Here is a 24,826-nt window from a genome sequence, read left to right as displayed (position 1 = left end):
AGATGTAACTATAATAGTTACATCTAGTCGCGTAGTTACGGAACAGCTAATATTTTTTTGTTATAAATGTAACTCAATTAGTTACAACTGAAGTAGCAAAATAAAAAATGTGGAGGAAATAGCATGACTAAGTCAAATTTAGAAATGATTCGAAGCACATATGAAGGTTCGGCTTCTTCAAATGCAAAACATTTAGCGGAAGCCCTTTCTAGAAAAGTAGAATGGACAGAGGCAGCGGGTTTTCCGTACGGCGGAACGTATATTGGTGTAGAAGCAGTAATGAAAAATGTATTTAGTCGTTTAGGATCAGAATGGAATGATTATAAGGCTAATGTAAATACGTACCATGAAGTAAACGGAAAAGATGTGATTATTGCTGAAGGTGTTTACTCAGGAGTTTATAAAGAGACGGGAAAATCCTTTGAAGCAGACTTTGTTCACGTATGGAAACTTGAGAACGGAAAAATCGTGAAGTTTAAGCAGTATGTGGATAGTTATATTGTACGAGAAGCGATGAAGGCTTAAAATGAAATAAGGAAACAAATGGAATCGACTATGTGCAGGCGATTCCATTTGTTTATGTAATTATTAGGGGGAATGGGGAGTACATAATATGAAAAAATGGATAATAGGGACAATTACAATGATTGTAATTGTGATGGGGGCTTTATTCGGTGTTACTAAATTTCTTAATTATATAGAGGAAGAGGAGAAGAGCCTTAAAGTACAAAAAGTAATGGATCAACAGGAGAAGAAAGTAAAGGAAGAGAAGCCACAAGTTAGTGAAGATGAAATTATTTCTACAATGCATAGGATGGTACATCAAAAAGTGAAATCCTCTGAGAAATGGGGATTTATCGAAATGACAAATAAGGAAATTAGTAGTGCGAAGAACGCAGTAGAAAGCAGTACAAATTTTAAATATAAATCAAAGCTACTTTCTACTTTGGAGCGTTGGGAGAAAGGAGACTTTTCACAAACAGTTGAGGAGCATAACTTTTTGTGGGAAATTCAAGGTGGTGATACCGGAAAGGCAACAGAACGTTTATCGCCAGAAGAAGAAAGACAGTATGTGAAAGAAATGAAGGGTAAATAAAAACATCGCCACTCTGGTGGCGATGCTTTTTCATTAAGAATGTTTTCGTACTAAAGTTCTAGTCGTTTGAGGAGAAACAGTTTTAAAATGAGAAAATAAATAACATCCTGTCACGACGATAATTGTTCCGAAAATTTGAATCCATGTTAGCTCTTCTCCGAGGAAAATAAATGCTAAAATAGCTGTGAAAATTGGATTGAAATTTAGAAAAATCCCCGATGTAGTAGCTCCTAATTTCTGTACACCAATGTTCCAAAACACCATACAAAGGACTGTTGAAATCAATCCTGTATATAAAAGTGATGTAATGAAAGAAGAATTGATATTGGAAACAGTGAAGTTGCCTATGTTAAATGGGAGTAATAAAATAACGCCAAAAATACCAGAATATAAAGTTGCCATGAGTGGTGTAGTTGTTTTTGTCGCCCATTTACTACAAACAGAATAAATGCCCCAAATACAAACAGCCGCAATCATCCATAAATCTCCGCTATTAAAATGTAGTGAAAATAAAAGAGCGAAATTTCCTTTCAAAAGAACGAGAATGACGCCGAAAAATGAAAGAATCATAGAAAGAATTTGAAGTGTATTTACTTTTTCTTTTAGAAATAACACAGAAAATAGTGCAATTGAAATAGCGTTCAATGTAGAAATAAGACCTACATTCGTTGCGGATGTTTTTTCTAATGCTAAAAATTGAAAAATGTTAAAAAGAGCGACTCCTGATATTCCCATAAGTATTAGCGGAAGTATTGCAGAGCGTGGTGGAATGATTTTCTTCTCTTTAAACCATACCATTGGTAATAAACAAACAATCGCAATCATCCATCTTAAACTTGTCAGTGTCATCGGAGACGCATGATCGACGAGTGATTTCCCAACGACGAAATTTCCTCCCCATAATAAGCTCGTTAATAATAATAAAAAGACGTAAAAATAAGGCATACTAAAAACCCCTTTGTTGAAATAAGAATGAACTGTAAATAATTTTAGCATTTTTCTTTATTTCCTAATATATTCTTTTGTATAATGGTGAAAACTCAATAAAATGTTTTGTTAGAAATCTTATTCGTAGAAAAATATTCAGTTTTATATAAGTTATGAGATGTTTCTTCGAATAATCGTCGGTAAGAAAAAAAGGGGGAATTTTGATGGAGTCATCTGTTATTAAAGTGCTAGATGATTTGGATATACAAATTTTAGATATATTACAGAAGGAGTCGCAAGTAAGCAATGCGGAACTTGCACGTCGCGTTAATTTATCACCAGCTGCTATGCATGCAAGAATAAAAAGGTTAGATGGGGAAGGTTTCATTGATAAGCAAGTGGCAATCTTAAATCAAGAAAAACTTGGATTTGATCTATTATGCTTCATTTTTATGAGCACAAATATTCATCAGTCTGAAAAGCTTGAGGTGCTAGAAAGAGAATTAGAATCTATGCCTGAAGTGTTAGAATGTCACTGTTTAACAGGAGAATATGATTATTTATTAAAAGTGGCGAATCGTGACAGAAAAGAACTAGAGCAGTTTATTAGAAAGCTGAATAAGCTAGGCATTACACGGATACAAACGAGTTTAGCACTGCGTGAAATTAAATATTCTACGGTATTGCCGATACGGAATGAGGAACCAAGTACGAAATAGAGTGCTTGGTTTTTTTATTTGTGTAAAATTCAGAAAAATAATTGACGAGGCGAAAAGAGAATTGTATTATTATATGAAATTACGAATTAATATTCATTTATTTTTATAAATATTAATGTGCTGGTTAAGGGGATATAATATGGAAATTTGTAATGCTGTTACAAGTGATGTGAAAGAGGTTTATAACTTAATTGAAGTGTATGCGAAAGAGGGAGTTGTTTTACCACGTTCTCTCTTGTCTCTTTATCAATATTTACAATGTTTGTATGTTGTGAAAGAAGAAGAGAGCATTATTGGAGTCGCTGGTTTACACGTATTAGGAGAGGATCTTGCAGAAGTACGATCGTTAGTAGTTTCGCATACATATGCAGGAAAAGGGATTGGGCGTATGTTAGTGAATTATGTAATGAATGAGGCAGCAAAAATAAAAGTGAATAGAGTAATTTCTTTAACATATGAAACAGAATTTTTTCAAAAGTGTGGGTTTGATTTTGTGCATAAAGAATCATTGCCAGAGAAAGTATGGGTCGATTGTAGACATTGTCCAAAGTTTGATTGCTGTGATGAGGTGGCGATGATTCGGTATGTTGGGTGAAGTTTTTAGAGAAAAAAAGTGCCCACTATTATTTAGATAATAGTGGGCATCTGTATTTTAATAAGAAATGAGATGTTATTAGGAATTTGAATTCGTTTGTCTCATGACAAAATTATAAAGTGGATCTCTAAGTTCATAGTTATACGTAGAACCATCGACAAGCCCTACAACTTTGTCGTTATCATAAAGGTCGAGCATGAATTGTGCCATTTGTTTTGCAGTATGAAATTTCGGTACAATATTATCGTATTGGAACTCATCAATATCAAATGAACGTTTCGCGAATTCTGTTTCAGTTGCACCAGGAGCTAAAACTTTTGCTTGTAGTTTTGCACCTTGTTCTTTCAGTTCGTGAGACAGTCCTTCTGTAAATGCACTTACATAGAATTTCGTAGCGCAGTACGTAACAGCGTTAGCAACAATCGTGTATCCACCGCCTGATGAAACGTTAATAAGCTGTGTTCCTTCGATCATTGAATAATCTCGAACGAAAAGGGAAGAAAGTATTGTTAGTGCTTCTATATTTACATGCAACATCGTTTCGATTTTGTTTAAATTTTGTTCAGCAATTGAGGCGAAATTACCAAAACCTGCGTTATTAATCCACGTTTCAATTTGAAAACTTTGGAGACTTTCATAAAGTTTATAAACATTTTCAGTGACGGATAAATCAGTGCTTCGAATGACAACATCCAATTCCGGATTCATTTCGTTAATTTTTAATTTTAATTCTTCTAATTCTGCTTGTCTTCGTGCTACAAGTATTAAGTTTTTTCCGCGAGATGCAAAGGCTAAAGCTGATTCATAGCCGATTCCTGAACTAGCACCAGTAATAACAGTATATTTCATATAAACTCCCCCTGAATTCAAATTGACTTATTTATGTTTAGATTGTATTAGTTAGAGTACACTCTAAGTCAAATGTTTTTTGAAATTTAGATAAGGTAGTAAAATATATGAGGATACATATCGTGTGGAGGAGAATAATTATGTACACAATTAGCGAGGTAGCGAAATTATTAGGAGTGAGCACACATACATTACGATATTATGAAAAGGAGAATATATTAATTGCAAACCGAGATGCCAATGGGAATCGACTCTATGAAGAGTCACATATAAAGTGGTTGCAGTTTGTAATGAAGTTAAAACAAACGCAAATGCCGATAGCGAAAATAAGAGAATACGCTAGATTATATACAGAAGGGGAGCATACAACCGGGGCTCGGTTACAACTTTTAGAAGATCATAAAAAATCTATTCAAACTCAAAGAGAAAACTTAGTAATTACAGAGAAGATGCTTGAAAATAAAATTATTGCGTACAAAGAATTGTTGGAAAATAAATAGTGTACAAAATACTACGTCTCTTGTTACATGATTATGAAAGAAAGTGAAAAGAGCCCCTAAGAAAGGTACTCTTTTAGGTGGAATCTCCTAATGAAAAGTGAATACAGGTTTTTGTCGCGGAATTGATTTATGAGCATTTCTGTAGAATGACAATGAAGTCGTTTGAAAACAAAGTTATTAAAAAAGATGGTGTAAAATTGGATTTTCACACCATCTTGTATTCATTCTTTTCATAATAAAAGAATGAATACATCGATATTCGCATGATACAAAAAAGGTGAATTAAATCTGGTTAAACATAGTTGTCATTTGGTCAATGATTTGCTGCTTTGACAATGAAGTTTTTTCAAGAATAGATAATTCTGCTGCATCATAAAGCATTCTAGCAAATAACATGATTGTGAAATAGTTAACTTCTTTCTCAGCAGTCAAATGACAGCTGGACTCGAAATATCTCATCAAAGCATTAACCATTTTTTCACGTAGTCGAGGTAATAAGTTTTGATAGTTATACGGATAGTTCTCTTTTATTGGCTGAATATATTCAAATACTGCATCAAGTAGAGGATCTACCATTACACTATGCTGTTGTTCTATTCTTTTAGTATGTTTTTTTACCAATCTAAAAGCTGACTCTCCAAATAATTCATCGAATAACTGATATTTATCATCAAAATGTGCATAAAATGTCGCTCTGTTTATATTTGCTGAATCTGTAATATTTTTTATGGTTATTTTTTCTAATTCTTTTTTCTTTAATAATTGAGTAAATGATTCCATTATTGATGCTTTTGTGGAGGTTTTTCGTATATTTTGTACTTTCATTTATTTTTCTCCTTATCCCAACAAGTTGTCCGTTTTGTTGGTTGTTTCTGTATTTGTACTTTCATTATAATATTATTAACACAACACTTGTTGTGTTAATAATAACAAAAAATGGAGAATATAGATGAAAACGATTCTAATTCAAGGTGGTACGGATGGAATGGGACGTGCACTTGCAGATGATTTTTTAAAGAAAGGTAATGAAGTCATTATTGTTGGCTACTCACAGGAAAAAGGAAAGCAATTTTTACAATTTGCAAAGCAACATAATGCAACGAAGCGTGCAAATTTTATCCAAGCAGATCTGTCTTTAGTTTCAGAAAATGAACGAGTAATAAACGAAGTAGTATCGAAGTTTAATAAATTAGATAAAGTTTTCTTTTTCGCAGCCAATCAAGCTTTTCGTAAAGAGCCAATGAAGACAAAAGAGGGCTATGAACATACATTTGCATTATATTATGTAAGTCGTTTTATATTAAGCTATGGACTTGCACCTTTACTTGAAAAATCGGATGAACCTATTGTGTTTAATGTTAGTGCTCCAGGAATGAAAGGCAATATTCAATGGGATAATTTACAATTATTCCATTCGTTTGAGAGCTTTAAAGCGATGCGAAACGGGAGTCGATTAAATGATTTATTAGCTGTTAAATTTGCAAAGAAGCATTCATCTATTGGAACAATTTTGTATAATCCATGGCTTGTTCGTACAAATGGTTCATCTGTTGCTTATAGTAATAGAATTTTGAAAGCAATCATGGCGATTATGTATAAATTTAAAGGGAAAACGGTTGAAGAAGCTATTTTACCAATAATTCAATTAGTAGAACAGCCATTTTCGCAAGGACTTAAAGCTTATTTAAAAGGAAAATCTATAGATTTATCGATGGACACATACAATTCGTTAAATGCGGACAGATTACATGAGGTAACTTTAAAATTATTATTAAAGAACGTAGAACACGACTATGGGGGAAAATAAATTAAAGAATAACCTCTAGAATTGATTAATAATAATCGGAGTTATATTAGTTATTAGCCTTTCGAAAATTAAACGACTTCATCATCTCTATACAATTTCATCATAATGTAATGATAAATTAAAAAAGAGCAGCTAGCTAAAAGCAACTGCTCGATTCAAAGGGATCTCCAAGGGGGAATGGAGAAAATATTTTGTTACTACCATTATTGACAGAGTATTGAAAAATATACAGTCGAGTTGAAATTTTTTTATAATCCCCCTTCACATGTATATGGTGAGGGGATTTTTGTTTCTTTTGTCCTTATTTAGCATGGAAATTCGCTGTTGACATTTCACAAATTGTTCATGTAGAATATTTATGAATGACATTCAGTCATTTTTTCGTGAGAGGATGTAGATAAGGGAACACGAGAGCTCATTAATAGGGGGATGTTAAAATTACATTGAATCTCTTTTGGGGCGTAAGAATTTGAAAGAACTTTATAATCTTAGTCAGCTTGGTGACGGAACAAATATAAGATAAAAGAGGATGATATCGGTTTATATATTAGTTAGTGTGAGATTATATTTAAAAAAACAAACAAATAAACTGACTGACGGTCAGTCAGTTATAAAAGGTGAGAGGTATGAAAAATAAAGCTTGGTTATATGTCATATTAACATGTATTTTTGAAGTCTTCTGGGTGTTTGGTTTTAATACAGCCCATACTTGGTGGCATTGGGTCATCATTGTAGGAGTTATCGCTGTTGATTTTCATTTTCTTTCTAAAGCGTGTGAACATCTGGCGACAGGGACAGTATATGCGGTGTTTGCTGGTGCTGGTACTGTAGGAACTTTCTTAATGGATGTTTTTCTTTTCGGTGGAAGTTTTAGTTTAGGAAAATTATTCTTCATTGTGATGGTTGTAGCTGGCGTGATCGGTTTAAAATTGGCTGATAATAAAGCAGAGACTGTGGAAGAAACTATGGAAGGAGCTGCTTAAAAATGGGTTGGATTTTCGTATTTTGTGCTGCAATTAGTGAAATAGTCGGTGTGATAGGCCTTAAAATGTATAGTAAAGATAAGACGTTAGCAAATGGAGCGATTTATATAGGTGGATTTGCAACTTCCTTCGCATTCTTATACACATCTTTCTTGTTCTTACAAGTAAGTGTGGCCTATGCGGTTTGGATTGGCATTGGAACAGCAGGCGCAGTTTTATTAAACATGTTCCTGTTTGGAGAATCGAAAAGTAAAGCGCGTATTATTAGTGTGGCTCTTATTGTATGCGGAGTGACGGGATTAAAGGCTCTTTCTTAAGAAGTATACTATAGCACAAATTATATATTATATTTTTGTCTCCTAATAGAACAATGAATCGTCTATCAGGAGATTTTTTCTATATAATACACTATGATTGACAGTATAATACACTTTCTTATAAAATGAGTGACAGTCATTCAATACGCGTGTGAAAGGGTTTAGATGATGAATAAAAAAGAGAAAATTATCTTTGCAGCTATTGAAGTGTTTCAGGAAAAGGGTGTTGAAAAAACAAAGATTTCTGATATCGTGAAATTGGCTGGTATTGCGCAAGGAACTTTCTATTTATATTTTCCTTCTAAGTTATCTGTTATGCCTGCAATAGCAGAAGTGATGGTTGAAAAGATGATACTTGCAGTAAAAGAAAAGGTACAGAACGATGAACCTTTTTCAAAGAAAGTTACGCAAGTAATAGATGCTGTTTTTGACTTTATAGCGGAATATCGTGAGATACAAGCTTTAATGTATGCGGGTCTTGCATCTACTGAACATATAAAAGAATGGGAAGCTGTATATGAGCCTCTTTATAAATGGCTAAGTGAATTTTTAAGCGAGGCAAAAGAATTAGGTGAAATTCGTGATTCAATTCATGCAGAAAGAACAGCAAAGCTATTTATCGCTCTTGTTGAATCAGCAGCTGAACAAGTTCATTTATATGATCATAAAGATGATGAGCAAGTTGAACTCCAAAAAGCAGAGGTGTTAGATTTTTTAACACATGCACTACATATAAAGTGAAACTTTAATCAGTGGGGGGGGCATTTCCCACTGATTATTAGCCCACACCAATCGGGCATTTAAGGGCAGTTATCTCCCAACTAACTTCCTCGTATTCGCCGAATTTTGAGGTGGGAGTCTTACTGCCCGCAAATAGCGGGGGAAAAGAATAAATAGCTGGGTGAATTCATCAGAAATACAAGGGTGGATTCATTTCAAGTACAAACTGAATGATAATCATTCAGTTTGTTTTTATGCATATGCTGAAGGGTAAAGCGAAGTTTTAATCAGTGGAGTTTTTTCCACCCCACTGATTATTAGTCCCACTAATCGGGATAAAGAAAAAACTTCTTGGGCATTATTTTTGAGAGAAACTGTACAGAAATGAGTTTTATGGGAAGAGGTGTTAATCATTGAAGAAACCAATTAAAGAACAAAAGATGGTATTAATCATTCTTTTAAGTAATATATTTATTGCTTTTTTAGGCATTGGATTAATCATTCCAGTTATGCCGTCCTTTATGAATGATATGAATTTAACAGGGAAAACGATGGGATATCTCGTTGCAGTATTTGCAATGGCCCAACTTCTTACTTCACCAATTACTGGTCGATGGGTCGACCTTTACGGTAGGAAGAAAATGATTATCATTGGATTATTTATTTTTGGTGTTTCAGAGCTTCTTTTTGGATTAGGAAAAGACGTATGGATGCTTTATGTAGCAAGGATGCTGGGCGGGATTAGTGCTGCGTTTATTATGCCTGGCGTTACAGCATATGTTGCTGATATTACATCTATTCAGGAACGTCCAAAAGCGATGGGATATCTGTCTGCGGCTATTAGTACTGGCTTTATAATAGGACCTGGAATCGGCGGATTTATTGCAGAATATGGTATACGTGTACCGTTCTTTGTGGCAGCAGTTATTGCCTTTATGGCATGCATTATTTCTATATTTATTTTGAAAGAGCCGTTAACGAAAGAGGAGCTTGCAGAGATTTCTACTAATACGAAGGAATCAAGTTTTATCGGAGATTTAAAGAAATCTTTAAATCCAATGTATGCTATAGCATTTATTATTGTATTTGTACTCGCATTCGGTTTATCCGCATATGAAACTGTTTTTAGTCTGTTTTCTGATCATAAATTTGGTTTCACACCGAAGGATATTGCTGCAATTATTACAATTAGTTCAATTTTTGGGGTAGTTGTACAAGTATTTATGTTTGGGAAATTAGTGGACATATTCGGTGAAAAAGTGCTAATTCAATTATGTTTAATTGTAGGAGCAGTGTTAGCGTTTGTTTCAACAATAGTCTTTAATTATTGGATTGTGCTCCTTGTTACTTGTTTTATTTTCTTAGCTTTCGATTTACTGCGTCCAGCGTTAACGACGTTTTTATCAAAAGCAGCTGGAAAAGAGCAAGGGTTTGTTGCTGGAATGAACTCAACTTATACGAGCTTAGGAAATATTGTTGGACCAGCGATGGGTGGAATATTATTTGATGTAAATATTCATTATCCATATGCTTTCTCAGGAGTTGTTTTAATAGTTGGTCTCGGCATTACATTTATGTGGAGAGAGAAGCAGTTAGCTGAAAGTTTGGCGAGGTAATTTAATAAGTAACGAAAAACCCCTTACCGTTGTAAGGGGTTTTTATTTTATAAATTTAATCCAAACCGTTTTAATTCTATAAAGATACTTTCTAATTGCTTTCCTTTATCCGTTAATGTGTACTCTACACGAGGCGGAACTTCTGGATACACTTTTCTCGTTATAATCCCTTGCGTTTCTAACTCTGTTAGTCGAAGTGACAATGTTTTCGGACTAATGCCATCCATTGATTTTTGTAAATCACTAAAGCGTAATGTCCCTTCAATTTAAGAAATACGTTGAAAATCTTTACTCATACAGGACTGTTTTAGTTTTTTTGATTTTATTAAATATTTAATATCAGAGGTGTTATCATATGAAAGCTGAACATGATAATAGTTAATATACTCAAATAATGCAAAAACATAAACAAATAGGGCGAATGATAGCCCGCTTAAAGGTAAGTGGGGATACCAAATTAAAAAATCGATAATAAACATAATAAGTCCTGTGATAATCAATCCTATATTTATTTTTTTTAGCATTTTTAAATATTGAATAACCCCAATAGGTGTAACAGATGTTTTTTCTTTTTTTAGTCTTTTCCACTTTACGTACCAGTAAACAGTTCCTTGTAGTAAGAGAAACTCTAAAAGAAGAAATGAGACCCAAAAAGAATATAGGGAATATAAATGTAATGTAGGATAAGCATAATTAATTAAGTAACTTGTAAAAATAAAAGTAATGACTGAAAATAACTCACCTGTGTATAGATAGGAAAGCCTTTTTTCTAGATTGCCTTTCATGGTTTCTCTCCTTTTATAAAGAATATATATGCGAAACCCTCACATTTTAGTGCGGGGATGGCTGTATCCATAACTTCGCAAAATTCGCCCAACCGAATGAATCAATTGTTACGTTTTTTAAAGAAGAGGGATATGTTTTTCTTTTTAAAACGTGATAGTTAAATAAAATAATGTATTCAGCTTGCAAAAACTCTTCAATTTCATATATGAGCTCATAGCGCTTTTCTTTATTTTCTTCTAATAAAAATGTATCTAGTAAACAATTAATTTGTTTCTCATAGTGCGGGTCCATGAATCGATTTATAAAGCAATTTTTATTTTTAAATACGTTTAAAAATGCCATTTCATGCTCAGTGGCAAATACTTCTCCCATTAAAATGATATCGGCATGTTTATCAATAGAACGATCCATATAATCTGAAACGAGAAATGGGTGAAGTTCTACTTGCACTCCTAATTGTTCGCAACGTTCTTTTAGGAAGTCTGCGTCGTTTGCACTATCTTTAAATGCGAAGAAGTAAATATGTATTATTTCTCCATTATATGTGCTCTTTTTCAAATACTCTTTCGCTTTTTCTAAAGAGTAGGATCTTCTCGGGGTTTGATGACGGCTTCTTTCAGGAAAGAAGCTTGATGCAGCAATTGTTCGTCTTCCTTCTATGTTACAAAGTATCGTTTCAACATCATATATTTCTCTCCAAGCTTTACGAAAGTAAATATCGTGATGGGGACCAGTTTTTTTAAAATTGAAGCTAGCATAAATGCAACCTATTTCTTCTATTTGGATATCGTGTCTTTCGTTTTCATTTTCATTTGGCAGTTCATAATCAGAATGTATTTTCACATGATTTGGAATACGCCAAAACTCAATACGGTCTAGTAACGCACGCTCTTTAAAGTAATGGGTGAAAGCTTCGAGTACGATATTATCTTCAGAATAATGATTAAGTTTAAAAGGTCCCGTGCCTATGTAGTGATGATTTTGAATGACTGCATTATGTGGCAAGATTGCGAGCTGCATTGAACTCACATAATGTAAGAAAAATAAGTTCGGTTTTGCTAAATGGAATCGTATTTGCAGTGGTGATGGTGTTTCAATTTGAACAATTTCTTCTGTTAACCATTCGAAAGGAGATTGGACTTGCTTTAATCTTTCAAATGAAAATTGAACATCTTTAGAAGTTAAAAGAGTTTCGTTATGAAAATGTATATCTTTTCGTAAATGAAACGTCCACGTAAGTTGATCCTGACTTAATTCCCACGTATGAGCAAGATGTGGTTCCATTTTTTCTGTAACATCGTTATAAACGACTAATGTATCAAAAATTTGACTAGTAAGATGGCTCTCCGTAGTTACAGCCGTAAAAGCCGGATCTAACGGTAATATCTTTCTTGATATAGGGATCTTTAATATGTCGTACATATCATTTGAAGGTTCATAGCCAAAATGATGATGTAGTTTACTTTCTATTTTTTTCTGAAGTGCAAGAGGAAGGGGTTCTTTTAAAAGAAGAAAGATATCTTTTAACTTTTCTTGCTCTAAAAGTTCATCTGTATATAATTCAATTGCTTCTATTAAAGTATGTGAAAATATAATTTCCGTCTTATTCCCGCGGCCTCGCCCTGGAGTCCAGCAAATTAATTGTTCTTCGCTCATTTTCTTTAATAAAATCTTCACGTTTTTCGTACTGCAATATAAAATATCCGCTAATTCTTGTAAGCTATTTCGCATATGCTGTTGATCTTGTACATGCAGCCTTAGTCTAATATAATAGTCCATAATTTTCATATGTATACACGTCCTTCTGTATAAAAGGGGAAACTCTTTAGAATATTCTAACCTTTTTCTTCCTCTTTTTCAAAGTAAAATGAATAAGCATAAGGAGGGAGAAACGATGGGGTTTTGGAGTATGCATCGAAATATAAAAATTAGAATTATAACATCATTTTTAACACGAACTGTATCAACGATGATTTTTCCATTTATGGCGATTTATTTTTCAATAAAATTAGGCAGTGCGATTGCTGGCGCTTTACTACTAATCAATGTGTTAGCTTCATTAATAATTGGTTTATATGGCGGGTATATTGGAGATCGGCTTGGGCGTAAAAAAGTAATGATTATAGGTCAAAGTATACAGGCCGTTTCCATTGCTTGTATGGGAGTTGCGAATTCAGATTACGTAGACTCACCGTGGTTAACGTTTTTATTTATGTTAGTAAATAGCTTAGGATCTGGACTTATGAATCCAGCGACCGAGGCGATGTTAATAGATGTGAGTACACCTGAAAATCGAAAGGTTATGTACAGCATTAACTACTGGGCTATTAACTTATCCATTGCAATTGGAGCGATATTTGGTGGATTACTATTTGAAAACTATCGCTTACAATTGTTTATCGTATTAACGGCGGTTGCGGTTATTACTTTATATGTTATGGTTATGGCTGTATATATGGAAGAAGTGTATGTAGCTCGCAAAACAGTAGAGAAGAAAAATGTATTAAGAGATATGGCAGATAGTTATAAAGTTGTTATGAAAGACCGAGCGTTTTTAATTTTTTGTGCAGCGAGTATATGCACACTATCGTTAGAGTTTCAAATTAATAATTATTTAGGGGTGCGTTTGCAGAAGGAATTTGAAACGGTTCACTTTTTATTTGGAAATGGTTTTACTTTTGATTTAACAGGTATTCGAATGCTGAGCTGGATATCTGCAGAGAATACAATTTTAGTTGTGCTATGTTCAGCGCTTATTATTAAGATGTTAAAGCGTTTCAACGATTTGAAAATCTTGTATGTAGGTTTATTCATTTACACAATTGGATTTACAATACTCGGAACGAGCAATAGCTTATGGATTTTATTAATCGCAGGGCTATTCCAAACAGTAGGAGAGATGATGTATGTTCCGGTTCGTCAATCTATTATGGCGGATATGGTGCCAAATGAGGCGAGAGGCTCATATATGGCGATTAACGGAATGGTCTTTCAAGTAGCGAAAATGAACGGTGCATTAGGAGTTATGCTAGGCTCATTTATTGCATCTTGGGGAATGAGTGCGCTGTATTTTATCATTGGTATGAGCAGTATTTTATTATTTATGAAGGCAATTGGGAAAGAGAAGTATGAGGATGAGAGAGAAGTTTCGCAGATTGGATAAAACTATATGAAAAGCGAACCAGCTATACTGGGACTCGCTTTTTATATAGCCCCTAAAACGGATCAACTTCAGCTAAGTCAGGATTAGTTAACAAATTCTTCAGTTCACCTACTTCAGAGAGAGCGACAAGGATATAACCACTAATGAGGACGATGAGTCCAATGACCCGTAATGTTTGTAGTGTAATGTCACGGCTATTTTCTTCAGAGTTGTCTTGGGGGGAGAAGGTGGATTGTTGTTCATAGTAGAGCTCCCATCTTTTTTATTTGTATGTGCGAAATCATTATGTAACTTGTGGATAGAAATTGTATAGTCATTTTCACTATATGAGAAATGCCTACAAAAAGTGATTAGAAATTTTGGGACGAGAAAAGAGGCTGCTATGTGCAGCCTCTTTTTGAACTAAAACGAAGAAATCCTCTTCTTTGTTTTCGGTATGATAATAAATTTGATCCATAGCATTCCTATTACTACAATGATAAAGCCAATTAATAATTGTCTTGTAGCAATAAGTACAACGCCTGAAAATACAACTAATTGAATGCTTATTAACATAAAAATTAAGCTGAGAAATTGATTCATTCTTTCATCGGTGCTAATTGGATATAATGCTACGATAATATTTCCCGAAAAATACTTCCACAGGGAACGAAGCTGCATAGAGATCATATATAGGACGCCGTAAGCGATAGCGCCTTTCACGTAAATATTCGGTACAAAATATAGGGTGAAGGCACCGAGAATACTTAAGCGAATATATATACCGAAATAATCATTACCACGTAAAAACGCTAGTGTATGTAAATAGAAGAATGTTGCTTGTTTTTTATGTAATATAGGTTCAATCCAATTTGTAAGCCATTTTCTTTTGTTTACTTGTTTATTCATTTGCGGAACATCAGTGAAGATGCTAGCGAATTGATAAAAGCGTATGTTCATTTTTTCTTCTTGCTCGATTATGTATTCCCACGGTATTCGTTTTGTGGGCTGTTTTTTCGTATAAAGAAGTAGGAAAGCAAGAAGTAATAGTAAGCCACCTAGCACAATGATATTTGCAATATAAAACAGCGTGTAAATGATAAGTGTGTTACAAGCAATACGAATGATAAGCCATATATTTTTTTCATGACTATCACGCCATATCCAATGTATGTATATGTTCCAGCCTTTTAAAATCATCAAAACGATAAAGATTGTACATAAAAAAGGTACGGTTAATTGTAATGATTGCATGGCAAGCGGTACCATGATAAGGAACGTAAATACGAGTGGGAAAAGCTGAATGATGTAATTATATAGAAGAGATTTTTTAAAATAAGATGTTAATTTCTCTTCTAGTGCTAGCAAATAGACAGCGTCAGGTTTTTGCATAAAGGTGCGAATTGGGCATCTTGTTATAATGAGTGTAAGTACGGCTGTGATGAGTAATAAAGATATTCCTTTAGACGGAGATGCTTTCAGAAACTGAGCGTAATAATATGCACCAACGCATGTAATAAAGATAAAGCTATATAGTAAACCGTTAATCATACGTGCAAAGTATGTGATGATATTTTGAGTATGTTGTTGGAAGCGACTGCTCCATAGCGATTCGATTGACATGTTTTTCACCTCTTTGTTCTATTATATATGTTTTACAAAAGAAAAAACGAGCAAATTGCGTTACGCAACTTGCTCGTTTTTCTTTTCGTTATTTTTTTTCTGATCACGATTCATTAATGGATAGAAGGCAAAGCCGATTACGAATAAACCAATTCCGAGAAGGAATGTTTTTATATCGGATGCGCCGGTTTTAATAACCCATAGTGCATAGCAAAGTGCGATAACTGCGACTATGCCATCCATAATTCTTGCCCGCATTTCATTTTTATATGTTTCACCAGTTGCGACTAGTTTTAACTGGAAGATTGGTGAAACGAGATATGGAATGAGATAGGCTAAAGTTGATACTGTAATAACGAATGTATAAGCTTCCGCGATTGTTCCTGATAATGTTGAGAATAAGAACACCTGCGACATAATGTTTGTTAATCGTAGTGAATAGATCGGGCTTCCTTTTTTATTTGTTTTTGTAAAGAAGGAAGGGAAGAAACCTTCTTTTGCTGCTTGATAAGGTACTTCTGAGCTTAATAAAATCCAGCCTAATATTGAACCGAATAGGGAAGTAAGAGCAAGTAATGCCATCAGTTTCCCGCCGCCATGACCCATTGCAGCGTTTAATGCATCTGCTAATGGACGTTCAGAAGCTTGTAATTTATCAACGTGAAGTACACCCATTGTTAAAATTGTAATTCCTAAATAAATTCCAACTGTTATTAGTAAACCAGCAACTGTTGCACGTTTTACTGTTTTGGGAGAGGTAGCTCGGTTTGATAAAAGAACTGCTGATTCAATCCCAATAAATGCCCAAAGCGTTGTAAGAGCCGCTAAATTCACTTGCGATAGAAGGCCGTGTGATACGCCTTCTTTATCGATCATCGGTGTATACCATTGTCCAAACTTTGAAGCTTCGAATGCAAATAAAGTAACGACGATGAATAGAAGGAATCCAGTTACTTTCGTTGTTGTTGCTAAGAAGTTTAGTTTCCCAGCTCCGCTTACACCGTTTGTTAAAATTAAATGAGTTCCCCAAAGTAAGACGGAACAAATAGTAAATGTAATTAGTTTTCCAACTTCTATATTGAAAGAGCCAATTGAAAACAATAGTCGTGTATCTTTCATAATCGGGAAGAAGAGTGATAAATATCCCGCAAAAGACGTAATGATGGCAACGTTACTTGCCCAGTTTGCAACCCAATATCCCCACACCATGCTGAAACCAGCCATTTTTTTCTTTTTTGGTGATGAGAATAAAGCATATGCATGACTTTGTGGTCCTGTTGTTAAATCAGGACGACGAATTGCTAAATTACCGAAAACAAGAGCTAGCATTAAAACACCAAACCCTGTTGTTAACCAAGCTAAAGTGACACCGAGAGGGCTTGCTGTTTGTGCTAACGTACTTGGCACCATGAAAATACCAGCGCCAACCATGTTACCGACAACGAAAGCTGTTAGTACCCAAAAGCCCCATTTTTTTTGTTGCATAGAAAATACCTCCAAAGTTAGTATAACCAAGTCAAGCGAGGAGATATGTATGTCTTCCTGGTAAGGAAGAGAAGTTCCAAACAAAACAAAAAAAGCACGTAAATTTGCCGCTACATGCTTTCTATCTTATAAGAAACCCACGACATACCTCTCGATAGCTCTCCACAAACGAAACGTTTGTGACAGTTCTGCACTTATTAAATGCAGACCCAGCAAGCGTGCATGGTGGACAACGGCTTACTTCGGCAACCATTCCTTTCTCATTCATTCATCAATGCCACTACATCTCCTGAAATGATACTCTTAATGATTGCAACCTCTACCTCACCGAGATACGAATGAGGATTTAAATATTAAATTAACGTATTTAAGAGTAACAAATGAATTTTTATACGTCAATGGATATAGTAATAATCAGATTATAGAGAAGAGTTTGTTATTAAAGGTGAGGGCAATAATATACAATCTTTGAATTTTCATAATATAATAAAATGAAACTTTAATCAGTGGGGGTTTTGTCCATCCCCCACTGATTATTAGTTGAACCAATCGGGCTTTTACGGGCAGCTGATCTCCCACCTAACTTCCTCGCACTCGCCGAATTTCGAGACGTGAGTCTTGCTGCCCATAAATAGCGGGATAAATGTTATTGATGCTAGAAGATAGAGAAGGGGATGAAGTGTATGTATGCATCTAATAAGAATTCTGTAATAGGTGTACTAGATTCAGGGGTTGGGGGATTAACAGTTGCGAGTGAGATTATGCGTCAATTGCCTAAAGAAAGCATTTACTATATTGGTGATAATAAGCGTTGTCCGTACGGCCCAAGAGATGTAGCAGAAGTGGAATCTTTTATATTTGAAATGGTTGAGTTCCTCAAACAATTTCCATTAAAAGCGCTAGTAGTAGCTTGTAATACGGGTGCAGCTGCTGCATTGACTGCACTGCAAGAAGCACTAGCTATTCCAGTTATTGGTGTTATACATCCAGGAGCAAGAGCGGCCATTAAAGTGACGAAGAATGGGAAGATTGGAGTAATTGGAACAGTAGGTACGATAAAGTCCAATATGTATGAAAAAGCGTTACACGAGCTACATACATATGTAGAAGTGCATAGCTATGGTTGCCCAGCTTTAGCTACAGTTGTAGAAAATCAATTAGAAGATACAGCGTATGTAACGAAACAAGTAAAACAAGCTTTATTGCCATTAACGAAAGAAGATATAGATACGTTAATTCTTGGTTGTACGCATTATCCACTTTTAGAATCATATATAGAAAAAGAATTAGGAGAAGATGTGACGATTATTAGTTCTGCAGAAGAAACAGCGATAGAGTTAAGCACGATTTTACAACACCAAGGGATTTTGTCTGAGAATCTGAATCCGAAGCATCGATTTTTTACAACAGGCTCTGTTTCATCATTTGAACATATTGCTGAGCGCTGGCTAGGGTATCAAATTTCTGTAGAATGTGTAAATTTGCCTATGCAAAATCAAACCGTGAACTAAATTATATAAAAAGAAGCTGATCTAAAATTAGATCAGCTTCTACATATAAGATTAAACTAAGTTTAATACAGTTACTTTTTCACGTGTCATAGACTCAAGGCTCTTACGAATACCTTGTGCGCCCATACCTGAACCTTTTACACCGATGAATGGGAAGTGGTCAGGGCCGCGCTCTGTGCGTCCGTTAATTTGAACAGAACCAGTTTCGATTTTGTTAGCAATTGCAAATGCTTTGTTAATGTCTTTTGTGAAGACACTTGCTTGCAGACCGAACTCTGATTTGTTAGCAATTTCAATTGCTTGTTCATCTGAAGAAACACGGATGATTGGAAGGATTGGGCCGAATGGCTCTTCCCAAGCAACTTTCATTTCTTCTGTTACGTGGTCGATTAATGTTGGGTAAATTAAGTTACGCTCACGTTTGTTACCGATAACGATTGTTGCACCTTTTTCAGCAGCATCGTCAACTAAACCTTGAACGAAGTCAGCAGATTTATCGTCGATTAATGGAACGATTGTGCTGTCTTGTTCTGGAGATCCAACTGATAATTTAGCTACTTGCTCTTTTAATAAGCCAACAAGCTCGTCCGCTACGTTTTCGTGTACAAGTACACGTTTAATAGCTGTGCAACGTTGACCAGAGTAAGAGAATGCACCGCTTACGATATGATTTGCAGCATCTTGTAAGTCAGCATCTTCACGAACGATACCAGGGTCTTTACCACCAAGTTCTAATACAAGTGGAATCATTGCAGCTTTTTTCGCTAAATGTTTACCTGTGTTTGTACCACCTGTGAACGATACCATATTGATGCCTTCGTGCTCTACTAAGTAGTCGCCAATTACAGAACCGCGTCCTGTAGCTACGTTTACAAGACCTTTTGGAAGGCCAGCTTTATGAAGTGCTTCAACCATTTTAATACCACTAATTGCACCTTGAGTTGCTGGTTTGAAAATAACAGCATTACCCATAATTAATGCTGGTGCAAGTTTTGCAGCAGATAAGTTTACTGGGTAGTTAAATGGTGCGATTGCTAATACAACACCAAGTGGTGCGCGTTGGATAATCGCAAGTTTAGATTTTGTTCCGCCAGGGAAGCTATCGCCCATCATGCTTTCTCCGTGCATATGAAGAGCTTCTTCAATAGTGTAACGAATGAAGTCAGCTGTACGAACAACTTCTTTTTTCGCATCTTTATATCCTTTACCGACTTCTTTCATAATAATATCGGCAATTTCATCTTGCATATTTACGAGCTCATCAGCCCATTTATATAAATATTTTGCGCGATCTTGTAGAGAAGCTTCTGCCCATGATTTTTGAGCTTCTTTTGCAGATGCAATTGCTTCGTCTACTTCTCCGCGAGTAATTGCTTGTACTTGACCAATTACTTCGTGTAAGTATGGAGATGGAATGTCGATTGTTTCTCCTGAAGAGCTTTCTCTCCATTCTCCGTTTAAATAAAATTTGTACGTATTGCTAGTTGTCATGATTAGTCCTCCTAAAATAGCAACTTGTAAGAGTGAGTATAAGGTGATTGTAGGGGGTTTGATAATATTTTTCAAATGAAATGTTTGTGAAAACGATTTCTTATTCTTTTTTTATTTTGTATGCCCTTTCTTACAGAAGATTCTCTTATTTCAAACTGGATTATAAGTAGAATGCATCACTTTCATTTTTGTGATAAAAGATTATTTTATTCTATAGCTAAAAAAAACAATTGACAGAATACTCAATAAAGTTGTAAGATTATAAATGGAAAATAAATGAAAGGGGTGTGCGTAATGATTGTAATCGTAAATGTAATGGGCTTAGCTCTGTTAAATGGCGGAAAACATTCATATCATTACGCAACCCGTGCGGATATATAGGACATTTTTGTCTTATGAGAAGCGTACGTTGCGTATATCGTAACGTACGCTTTTATGCATTCCTTTGCATATCGTCAAGCGGCGGTATGCTTTTTTTTGTTTATTTTCCTTGTACCCATGCTTTGTATGGTTACGATAAAGTGAAACTTCCATCGGTGGGGAGATTGTATTCCTTGTTGATGATTAGTCTTCACCGCCCGTTAATTCGGGATAAAATAAACGTTTGGAAGGTGGAAAAATGTGATGAAATTGTATGGCAAACGAAATGTAAATGTGATGGGTTTGGATAGCGGATAAAGAAATGTGAGTCAAACGAGAACGAGAAGGGAGAGGTTATATTGTTTTCAGTACTGCAAAAATTAGGATGGTTTTTTAAAGAGCATTGGAAAAGGTATAGTATCGCAATTGGGGTACTTTTAATTGTAAACGTAATAGAGGTAATTCCTCCGAAGGTGTTAGGAATTACAATTGATAATATTAAAACAGGAGCCTTAACGAACGAGGCGATTATGCAATATATTTTTATTTTACTTGGGGTAACGATAGGCGGGTATGTGCTCACTTTTATTTGGCAGCATCAACTATTTGGTGGGGCGTTCGTACTTGAGAAAACGATGCGTTCAAAATTTATGGGGCATTTACTCAAGATGACGCCGACGTTTTATCAAAAAAATCGTACTGGCGATTTAATGGCGAGAGCGACGAATGATTTAAAAGCAATTGCGATGACAGCAGGTTTTGGTATATTAACGCTCGTTGATTCTAGTCTATATATGCTTACAATCGTTTGTATGATGGGCTTTTCAATTAGTTGGCAGCTAACATTTGCTGCGCTTATACCGCTTCCGATTATGGCGTATGCGATGAATATATACGGAAAGAAATTGCATGAACGATTTACAGTTGCACAAGATGCGTTCGGAGATATGAATGATAAAGTGCTTGAATCTATTGCTGGTGTACGCGTTATTCGTGCGTACGTACAAGAAAATGCTGATCAAGAAAGGTTTCATCATTTAGGAGATGACGTATACGAGAAAAATATGAAAGTAGCAAGAATCGATGCGCTATTCCAGCCAACTGTGAAAATGCTCGTTGGTCTTAGTTATTTAATTGGTCTAGTGTACGGTGCATATCTCGTGTTCCAATCAAAAGTAACACTTGGGGAACTCGTTTCTTTTAACGTCTATTTAGGTATGATGATTTGGCCGATGTTTGCAATTGGTGAATTGATTAATGTTATGCAAAGAGGAAATGCTTCGTTAGATCGTGTGAATGAAACGTTAGCTTATGAACCGGATGTAAAGAATCCAAAAAATCCAAAGGTTGTACAAGAGCCGGATTACATTCAGTTTGATAATGTTTCTTTTTCATATCCTTCATCAAATGAAACAAATTTAAAAAATGTTTCGTTCTCATTAAAACAAGGAGAGACACTTGGAGTTGTTGGGAAAACAGGAAGCGGGAAAACGACGCTCGTTCGTCAGCTTCTTCGTCAATATCCACTTGGAGAAGGAGATATTGCAGTTTCTGATGTGACGCTAGATAAAATTACGAATGATAACGTACTTGGCTGGATTGGATATGTACCTCAGGAACACATTTTATTCTCAAAAACAGCGAAGGAAAATATTTTATTCGGAAACAGAGAAGCGACTGAAGAAGAACTTGAAAAAGCGATTGAAATAGCTGCGTTTAAAAAGGATTTAGAGTTTTTACCGGAAGGTTTAGAAACGCTTGTTGGAGAGAAAGGTGTTTCTTTATCAGGTGGGCAAAAGCAAAGGATTTCGATTGCGAGAGCTGTTATTCAAAATCCGGAAATCTTAATTTTAGATGATTCTTTATCAGCTGTTGATGCTCGTACTGAAGCGGCAATTATTGAAAATATACGAACAGAAAGAAGCGGGAAGACGACGATTATCACGACGCATCGTTTATCAGCGGTACAGCACGCAGATTGGATTCTCGTTATGGATAATGGTGAAGTTATTGAAGAAGGTTCGCACGAGGCGCTCGTTCGAAATGGGGGCTGGTATGCTGAGCAGTTCGAACGGCAGCAAGGTGAAGGTGCGGATAGTGGGGTGAAAATATGAGCGTTTCAAAACGATTGTTTCAATATGCGATGAAAGTGAAAGGGCCAATTTTTGCAGCTATGGCGATGCTATTTGTTTTCGTCATTGCAGAGCTTGCAGGTCCGTTCGTCGCAAAAACGATGATTGATGAGCATATTGTTGGAATAGAGAGGCCTTGGTATGAAACAGAAAAAAGTGAGGATGCTGTTTCGTATAATGGCGCCTTTTATAAGCGAGGCGATCGCTTTGAGGAAGGCGAGAAAAAAGGGAAGGAAGTTCGAGTTATTCAAGTTGGTTTTCAGTACTATTTTGTGCCGAATAAAATAACGCTTGAAGGTTCTCGGTCCGTTAAGGGTGATGTGATTACCGTTCAGAGTGGTAAGGCCGTGCAGGTGTATAAAGCGAAAGCATTAACGAAAGAAGAAGTATTTGCGTTTTATAAACCAGAAATAAACCGACTATTACTACTTGGCGGTGGATATTTCGCTTTATTAGTAGTCGTATCATTATTTGCGTACGGAAAGCAGTTCTTCTTACAGAAAGCAGCAAACAAAATTATTCAAATTATGAGAGAAGACGTTTTTTCTCATATTCAAACGTTGCCAATTCGGTATTTTGACCATTTACCGGCAGGGAAAATTGTTTCGCGTGTAACGAATGATACAGAGGCAATTCGTGATTTATATGTAACGGTACTTGCGACATTCGTCTCTAGTATCATTTATATTATCGGGATTTTTGCCGCGCTATTTTTACTCGATGTAAAACTTGCGATGTTCTGTTTATTAATTATCCCGATTTTAATTGTTTGGGCGATACTGTATAGAAAGTATGCGTCTGTATACAATCATAAAATGCGTTCGCGTTTATCGGATATTAACGGAACAGTGAATGAATCGATTCAAGGGATGCCGATCATTCAAGCATTCCGTCAAGAGCGTGAAACGAAGAAGGAATTTGAAGAGTTAAATGGCGATTATTTTAAATATCAAAATAAAATTTTAAATTTAAATGCAGCAACATCGCATAACTTAGTGTCTGTATTAAGAAACATCGCTTTTACAGGAGTGATTTGGTATTTTGGTGGTGCTTCATTAAGTGCTACGGGTATTGTTTCACTCGGGGTACTGTATGCTTTCGTTGATTACTTAACGAGATTATTCTCGCCGATTACAAATATGGTGAATCAGCTTGCTAACTTAGAGCAATCACGTGTTGCATCAGAGCGTGTTTTTGAATTGTTAGAGGAAAAAGGAGAGGCAGTAGAAGAAGAACGTATGCCTCGTTTAAACGGAAATGTGAAATTCGATAATGTGTCATTTTCTTATAATGGGAAAGATGAAGTATTGAAAAATATTTCTTTTGAAGCGAAACAAGGGGAGACAGTGGCACTTGTTGGTCATACTGGATCAGGAAAAAGTTCCATTATGAATGTACTCTTCCAATTTTATGAATTTCAAAAAGGAAAGCTTACGATTGATGGTCACGATGTAACAGAAATGCCGAAACAGGCAACTCGTGAACATATGGGAATTGTATTGCAAGATCCGTTTTTATTTAGCGGAACAGTCGCATCAAATGTAAGCTTAGAAAATGAAAAAATTTCAAAAGAGCGTATCGTAAAGGCGTTACGTGATGTTGGTGCCGAAAGATTTGCGAACAATTTAGATGAAGAAATTACGGAGAAGGGAAGTACACTTTCAACCGGAGAACGTCAGCTTATATCGTTTGCTAGGGCGCTTGCTTTTGATCCAGCTATTTTAATTTTAGATGAAGCGACTTCTAGTATTGATACAGAGACAGAAGCGATGATTCAACAAGCGTTAGAAGTTGTGAAAAAAGGAAGAACGACGTTTATTATCGCTCATCGCCTTTCAACAATTAAAAGTGCAGATCAAATTATTGTGCTTGATAGAGGAACGATTTTAGAAAAAGGATCTCATGATGAATTAATGAAAAAACGCGGGCGTTATTACGATATGTATAAAACGCAAATGGAAGGAAACCAGAGCGCTTAATATTTAGAAGAACTTGCGATTTTCGCAAGTTCTTTTTTGATTGGCAAGGTGAATGAAATTATATCGGTGATTTTTCGAATATATCGACCGCAACTCAAAATATATCAGCGATTTTTCGAATATATCGACCGCAACTCAAAATATATCGGCGATTTTTAAAATATATCGACTCTTCGACAAATCATGAC

Annotated in this window: 22 protein-coding genes, 2 pseudogenes and 1 riboswitch; of the genes and pseudogenes, 14 read left to right on the top strand and 10 right to left on the bottom strand. The window is 35.4% G+C overall.

The features are described 5' to 3' along the window. Window positions 1–123: 123 nt before the first annotated feature. The gene (locus tag ACTFQM_RS11000) at window positions 124–525 is read left to right on the top strand and encodes a nuclear transport factor 2 family protein (RefSeq protein WP_048373577.1); all 402 of its coding nucleotides are present in this window, start codon (window positions 124–126) and stop codon (window positions 523–525) included. 88 nt (window positions 526–613) lie between these two features. Continuing rightward, complete coding sequence (locus ACTFQM_RS10995) at window positions 614–1,096, top strand: PRK06770 family protein (RefSeq protein WP_048373574.1); 483 nt, start codon at window positions 614–616, stop codon at window positions 1,094–1,096. A 33-nt stretch (window positions 1,097–1,129) separates the two neighbouring features. Here the strand turns inward: ACTFQM_RS10995 and ACTFQM_RS10990 are convergent, their stop codons facing one another. Beyond that, window positions 1,130–2,041: a DMT family transporter gene (locus ACTFQM_RS10990; protein ID WP_440034315.1), complete on the bottom strand. Its 912-nt coding sequence runs from the start codon at window positions 2,039–2,041 to the stop codon at window positions 1,130–1,132. Between the two features lie 206 nt (window positions 2,042–2,247). Between ACTFQM_RS10990 and ACTFQM_RS10985 the strand changes: the two genes are divergently transcribed. Then, window positions 2,248–2,742, top strand: coding sequence for an Lrp/AsnC family transcriptional regulator (locus tag ACTFQM_RS10985; RefSeq protein WP_002150350.1), 495 nt, complete (start codon window positions 2,248–2,250; stop codon window positions 2,740–2,742). Window positions 2,743–2,881: 139 nt separating this feature from the next. Beyond that, the gene (locus ACTFQM_RS10980; protein ID WP_440034314.1) at window positions 2,882–3,337 is read left to right on the top strand and encodes an N-acetyltransferase; all 456 of its coding nucleotides are present in this window, start codon (window positions 2,882–2,884) and stop codon (window positions 3,335–3,337) included. 78 nt (window positions 3,338–3,415) lie between these two features. Here the strand turns inward: ACTFQM_RS10980 and ACTFQM_RS10975 are convergent, their stop codons facing one another. After that, window positions 3,416–4,186 carry an SDR family NAD(P)-dependent oxidoreductase gene (locus ACTFQM_RS10975; RefSeq protein WP_440034313.1) on the bottom strand — a complete coding sequence of 257 codons (771 nt, stop codon included), beginning with the start codon at window positions 4,184–4,186 and terminating at the stop codon, window positions 3,416–3,418. A 140-nt stretch (window positions 4,187–4,326) separates the two neighbouring features. Here ACTFQM_RS10975 and ACTFQM_RS10970 point away from each other — a divergent pair, with 140 nt between their 5' ends. Continuing rightward, a complete protein-coding gene (locus tag ACTFQM_RS10970) occupies window positions 4,327–4,686 on the top strand; it encodes a MerR family transcriptional regulator (protein WP_440034312.1) in 360 nt (119 codons plus the stop codon). Window positions 4,687–4,968: 282 nt separating this feature from the next. Here ACTFQM_RS10970 and ACTFQM_RS10965 read toward each other — a convergent pair whose 3' ends face one another. Next, entirely contained in the window at window positions 4,969–5,511 is a 543-nt protein-coding gene (locus tag ACTFQM_RS10965) for a TetR/AcrR family transcriptional regulator (RefSeq protein ID WP_440034311.1), read from the bottom strand. A 124-nt stretch (window positions 5,512–5,635) separates the two neighbouring features. Between ACTFQM_RS10965 and ACTFQM_RS10960 the strand changes: the two genes are divergently transcribed. The 5 genes from ACTFQM_RS10960 (at window position 5,636) to ACTFQM_RS10940 (ending at window position 10,129) form a co-directional block, all read left to right on the top strand. Then, window positions 5,636–6,493 (top strand): SDR family NAD(P)-dependent oxidoreductase, encoded by an 858-nt coding sequence (locus ACTFQM_RS10960; RefSeq protein ID WP_440034310.1) that lies wholly within the window; start codon window positions 5,636–5,638, stop codon window positions 6,491–6,493. 626 nt (window positions 6,494–7,119) lie between these two features. After that, entirely contained in the window at window positions 7,120–7,476 is a 357-nt protein-coding gene (locus ACTFQM_RS10955) for a DMT family transporter (RefSeq protein ID WP_002170531.1), read from the top strand. 2 nt (window positions 7,477–7,478) lie between these two features. Next, the gene (locus ACTFQM_RS10950) at window positions 7,479–7,793 is read left to right on the top strand and encodes a DMT family transporter (RefSeq protein ID WP_048373562.1); all 315 of its coding nucleotides are present in this window, start codon (window positions 7,479–7,481) and stop codon (window positions 7,791–7,793) included. Between the two features lie 165 nt (window positions 7,794–7,958). Then, entirely contained in the window at window positions 7,959–8,534 is a 576-nt protein-coding gene (locus tag ACTFQM_RS10945; protein ID WP_440034309.1) for a TetR family transcriptional regulator, read from the top strand. A 392-nt stretch (window positions 8,535–8,926) separates the two neighbouring features. Beyond that, entirely contained in the window at window positions 8,927–10,129 is a 1,203-nt protein-coding gene (locus ACTFQM_RS10940) for an MFS transporter (protein ID WP_025150273.1), read from the top strand. A gap of 47 nt (window positions 10,130–10,176) precedes the next feature. Here ACTFQM_RS10940 and ACTFQM_RS10935 read toward each other — a convergent pair. The 3 genes and pseudogenes from ACTFQM_RS10935 to ACTFQM_RS10925 form a co-directional block, all read right to left on the bottom strand. Then, window positions 10,177–10,395, bottom strand: a pseudogene (locus ACTFQM_RS10935) (winged helix-turn-helix transcriptional regulator); the annotation flags it as partial. Then, window positions 10,396–10,914, bottom strand: a complete 519-nt coding sequence (locus ACTFQM_RS10930; protein ID WP_440034308.1) for a general stress protein — start codon at window positions 10,912–10,914, stop codon at window positions 10,396–10,398. A 46-nt stretch (window positions 10,915–10,960) separates the two neighbouring features. Beyond that, window positions 10,961–12,703 (bottom strand): ABC transporter substrate-binding protein, encoded by a 1,743-nt coding sequence (locus ACTFQM_RS10925; protein ID WP_440034307.1) that lies wholly within the window; start codon window positions 12,701–12,703, stop codon window positions 10,961–10,963. A 106-nt stretch (window positions 12,704–12,809) separates the two neighbouring features. On the opposite strand from ACTFQM_RS10925, the gene ACTFQM_RS10920 reads away from it, so the two are divergent. Continuing rightward, window positions 12,810–14,078 (top strand): MDR family MFS transporter, encoded by a 1,269-nt coding sequence (locus ACTFQM_RS10920; RefSeq protein WP_440034306.1) that lies wholly within the window; start codon window positions 12,810–12,812, stop codon window positions 14,076–14,078. Window positions 14,079–14,130: 52 nt separating this feature from the next. Here ACTFQM_RS10920 and ACTFQM_RS10915 read toward each other — a convergent pair. The 3 genes and pseudogenes from ACTFQM_RS10915 to ACTFQM_RS10905 form a co-directional block, all read right to left on the bottom strand. After that, window positions 14,131–14,321, bottom strand: a pseudogene (locus ACTFQM_RS10915) (hypothetical protein). 159 nt (window positions 14,322–14,480) lie between these two features. Continuing rightward, entirely contained in the window at window positions 14,481–15,680 is a 1,200-nt protein-coding gene (locus tag ACTFQM_RS10910) for an ABC transporter permease (protein WP_440034305.1), read from the bottom strand. A 60-nt stretch (window positions 15,681–15,740) separates the two neighbouring features. Then, window positions 15,741–17,165 (bottom strand): amino acid permease, encoded by a 1,425-nt coding sequence (locus tag ACTFQM_RS10905; protein ID WP_440034304.1) that lies wholly within the window; start codon window positions 17,163–17,165, stop codon window positions 15,741–15,743. A gap of 147 nt (window positions 17,166–17,312) precedes the next feature. Then, a riboswitch (Lysine riboswitch) is annotated at window positions 17,313–17,495 on the bottom strand. A 353-nt stretch (window positions 17,496–17,848) separates the two neighbouring features. Between ACTFQM_RS10905 and racE the strand changes: the two genes are divergently transcribed. Beyond that, window positions 17,849–18,676: a glutamate racemase gene (gene racE / locus ACTFQM_RS10900; protein WP_440034303.1), complete on the top strand. Its 828-nt coding sequence runs from the start codon at window positions 17,849–17,851 to the stop codon at window positions 18,674–18,676. 51 nt (window positions 18,677–18,727) lie between these two features. Here the strand turns inward: racE and gapN are convergent, their stop codons facing one another. After that, window positions 18,728–20,167, bottom strand: a complete 1,440-nt coding sequence (gapN, locus tag ACTFQM_RS10895; RefSeq protein WP_002170545.1) for an NADP-dependent glyceraldehyde-3-phosphate dehydrogenase — start codon at window positions 20,165–20,167, stop codon at window positions 18,728–18,730. 719 nt (window positions 20,168–20,886) lie between these two features. On the opposite strand from gapN, the gene ACTFQM_RS10890 reads away from it, so the two are divergent. Together ACTFQM_RS10890 and ACTFQM_RS10885 are read left to right on the top strand one after the other, a co-directional pair. Next, a complete protein-coding gene (locus ACTFQM_RS10890) occupies window positions 20,887–22,641 on the top strand; it encodes an ABC transporter ATP-binding protein (protein WP_178940770.1) in 1,755 nt (584 codons plus the stop codon). Then, window positions 22,638–24,638 (top strand): ABC transporter ATP-binding protein, encoded by a 2,001-nt coding sequence (locus ACTFQM_RS10885; RefSeq protein WP_098475416.1) that lies wholly within the window; start codon window positions 22,638–22,640, stop codon window positions 24,636–24,638. The genes ACTFQM_RS10890 and ACTFQM_RS10885 overlap by 4 nt, the downstream gene beginning before the upstream one ends. Window positions 24,639–24,826 lie beyond the last annotated feature (188 nt).

It is taken from the genome of Bacillus cereus group sp. MYBK30-2 (assembly GCF_051915945.1).
Lineage (GTDB): Bacteria > Bacillota > Bacilli > Bacillales > Bacillaceae_G > Bacillus_A > Bacillus_A paramycoides.
The sequence above is the reverse complement of the archived record's forward strand: the minus strand, read 5'-3'. Positions and strand labels throughout refer to the sequence as shown.

What these genes read in the sequence shown, in the direction of transcription:
- ACTFQM_RS10930 (WP_440034308.1), bottom strand. Translation starts at nt 10,914, where the DNA reads ATGAAAGGCAATCTAGAAAAAAGGCTTTCCTATCTATACACAGGTGAG.
- ACTFQM_RS10970 (WP_440034312.1), top strand. Translation starts at nt 4,327, where the DNA reads ATGTACACAATTAGCGAGGTAGCGAAATTATTAGGAGTGAGCACACAT.
- ACTFQM_RS10990 (WP_440034315.1), bottom strand. Translation starts at nt 2,041, where the DNA reads ATGCCTTATTTTTACGTCTTTTTATTATTATTAACGAGCTTATTATGG.
- ACTFQM_RS11000 (WP_048373577.1), top strand. Translation starts at nt 124, where the DNA reads ATGACTAAGTCAAATTTAGAAATGATTCGAAGCACATATGAAGGTTCG.
- ACTFQM_RS10910 (WP_440034305.1), bottom strand. Translation starts at nt 15,680, where the DNA reads ATGTCAATCGAATCGCTATGGAGCAGTCGCTTCCAACAACATACTCAA.
- gapN (WP_002170545.1), bottom strand. Translation starts at nt 20,167, where the DNA reads ATGACAACTAGCAATACGTACAAATTTTATTTAAACGGAGAATGGAGA.
- ACTFQM_RS10960 (WP_440034310.1), top strand. Translation starts at nt 5,636, where the DNA reads ATGAAAACGATTCTAATTCAAGGTGGTACGGATGGAATGGGACGTGCA.
- ACTFQM_RS10920 (WP_440034306.1), top strand. Translation starts at nt 12,810, where the DNA reads ATGGGGTTTTGGAGTATGCATCGAAATATAAAAATTAGAATTATAACA.
- ACTFQM_RS10925 (WP_440034307.1), bottom strand. Translation starts at nt 12,703, where the DNA reads ATGAAAATTATGGACTATTATATTAGACTAAGGCTGCATGTACAAGAT.
- ACTFQM_RS10985 (WP_002150350.1), top strand. Translation starts at nt 2,248, where the DNA reads ATGGAGTCATCTGTTATTAAAGTGCTAGATGATTTGGATATACAAATT.
- ACTFQM_RS10945 (WP_440034309.1), top strand. Translation starts at nt 7,959, where the DNA reads ATGATGAATAAAAAAGAGAAAATTATCTTTGCAGCTATTGAAGTGTTT.
- racE (WP_440034303.1), top strand. Translation starts at nt 17,849, where the DNA reads ATGTATGCATCTAATAAGAATTCTGTAATAGGTGTACTAGATTCAGGG.
- ACTFQM_RS10975 (WP_440034313.1), bottom strand. Translation starts at nt 4,186, where the DNA reads ATGAAATATACTGTTATTACTGGTGCTAGTTCAGGAATCGGCTATGAA.
- ACTFQM_RS10965 (WP_440034311.1), bottom strand. Translation starts at nt 5,511, where the DNA reads ATGAAAGTACAAAATATACGAAAAACCTCCACAAAAGCATCAATAATG.
- ACTFQM_RS10885 (WP_098475416.1), top strand. Translation starts at nt 22,638, where the DNA reads ATGAGCGTTTCAAAACGATTGTTTCAATATGCGATGAAAGTGAAAGGG.
- ACTFQM_RS10955 (WP_002170531.1), top strand. Translation starts at nt 7,120, where the DNA reads ATGAAAAATAAAGCTTGGTTATATGTCATATTAACATGTATTTTTGAA.
- ACTFQM_RS10905 (WP_440034304.1), bottom strand. Translation starts at nt 17,165, where the DNA reads ATGCAACAAAAAAAATGGGGCTTTTGGGTACTAACAGCTTTCGTTGTC.
- ACTFQM_RS10995 (WP_048373574.1), top strand. Translation starts at nt 614, where the DNA reads ATGAAAAAATGGATAATAGGGACAATTACAATGATTGTAATTGTGATG.
- ACTFQM_RS10980 (WP_440034314.1), top strand. Translation starts at nt 2,882, where the DNA reads ATGGAAATTTGTAATGCTGTTACAAGTGATGTGAAAGAGGTTTATAAC.
- ACTFQM_RS10950 (WP_048373562.1), top strand. Translation starts at nt 7,479, where the DNA reads ATGGGTTGGATTTTCGTATTTTGTGCTGCAATTAGTGAAATAGTCGGT.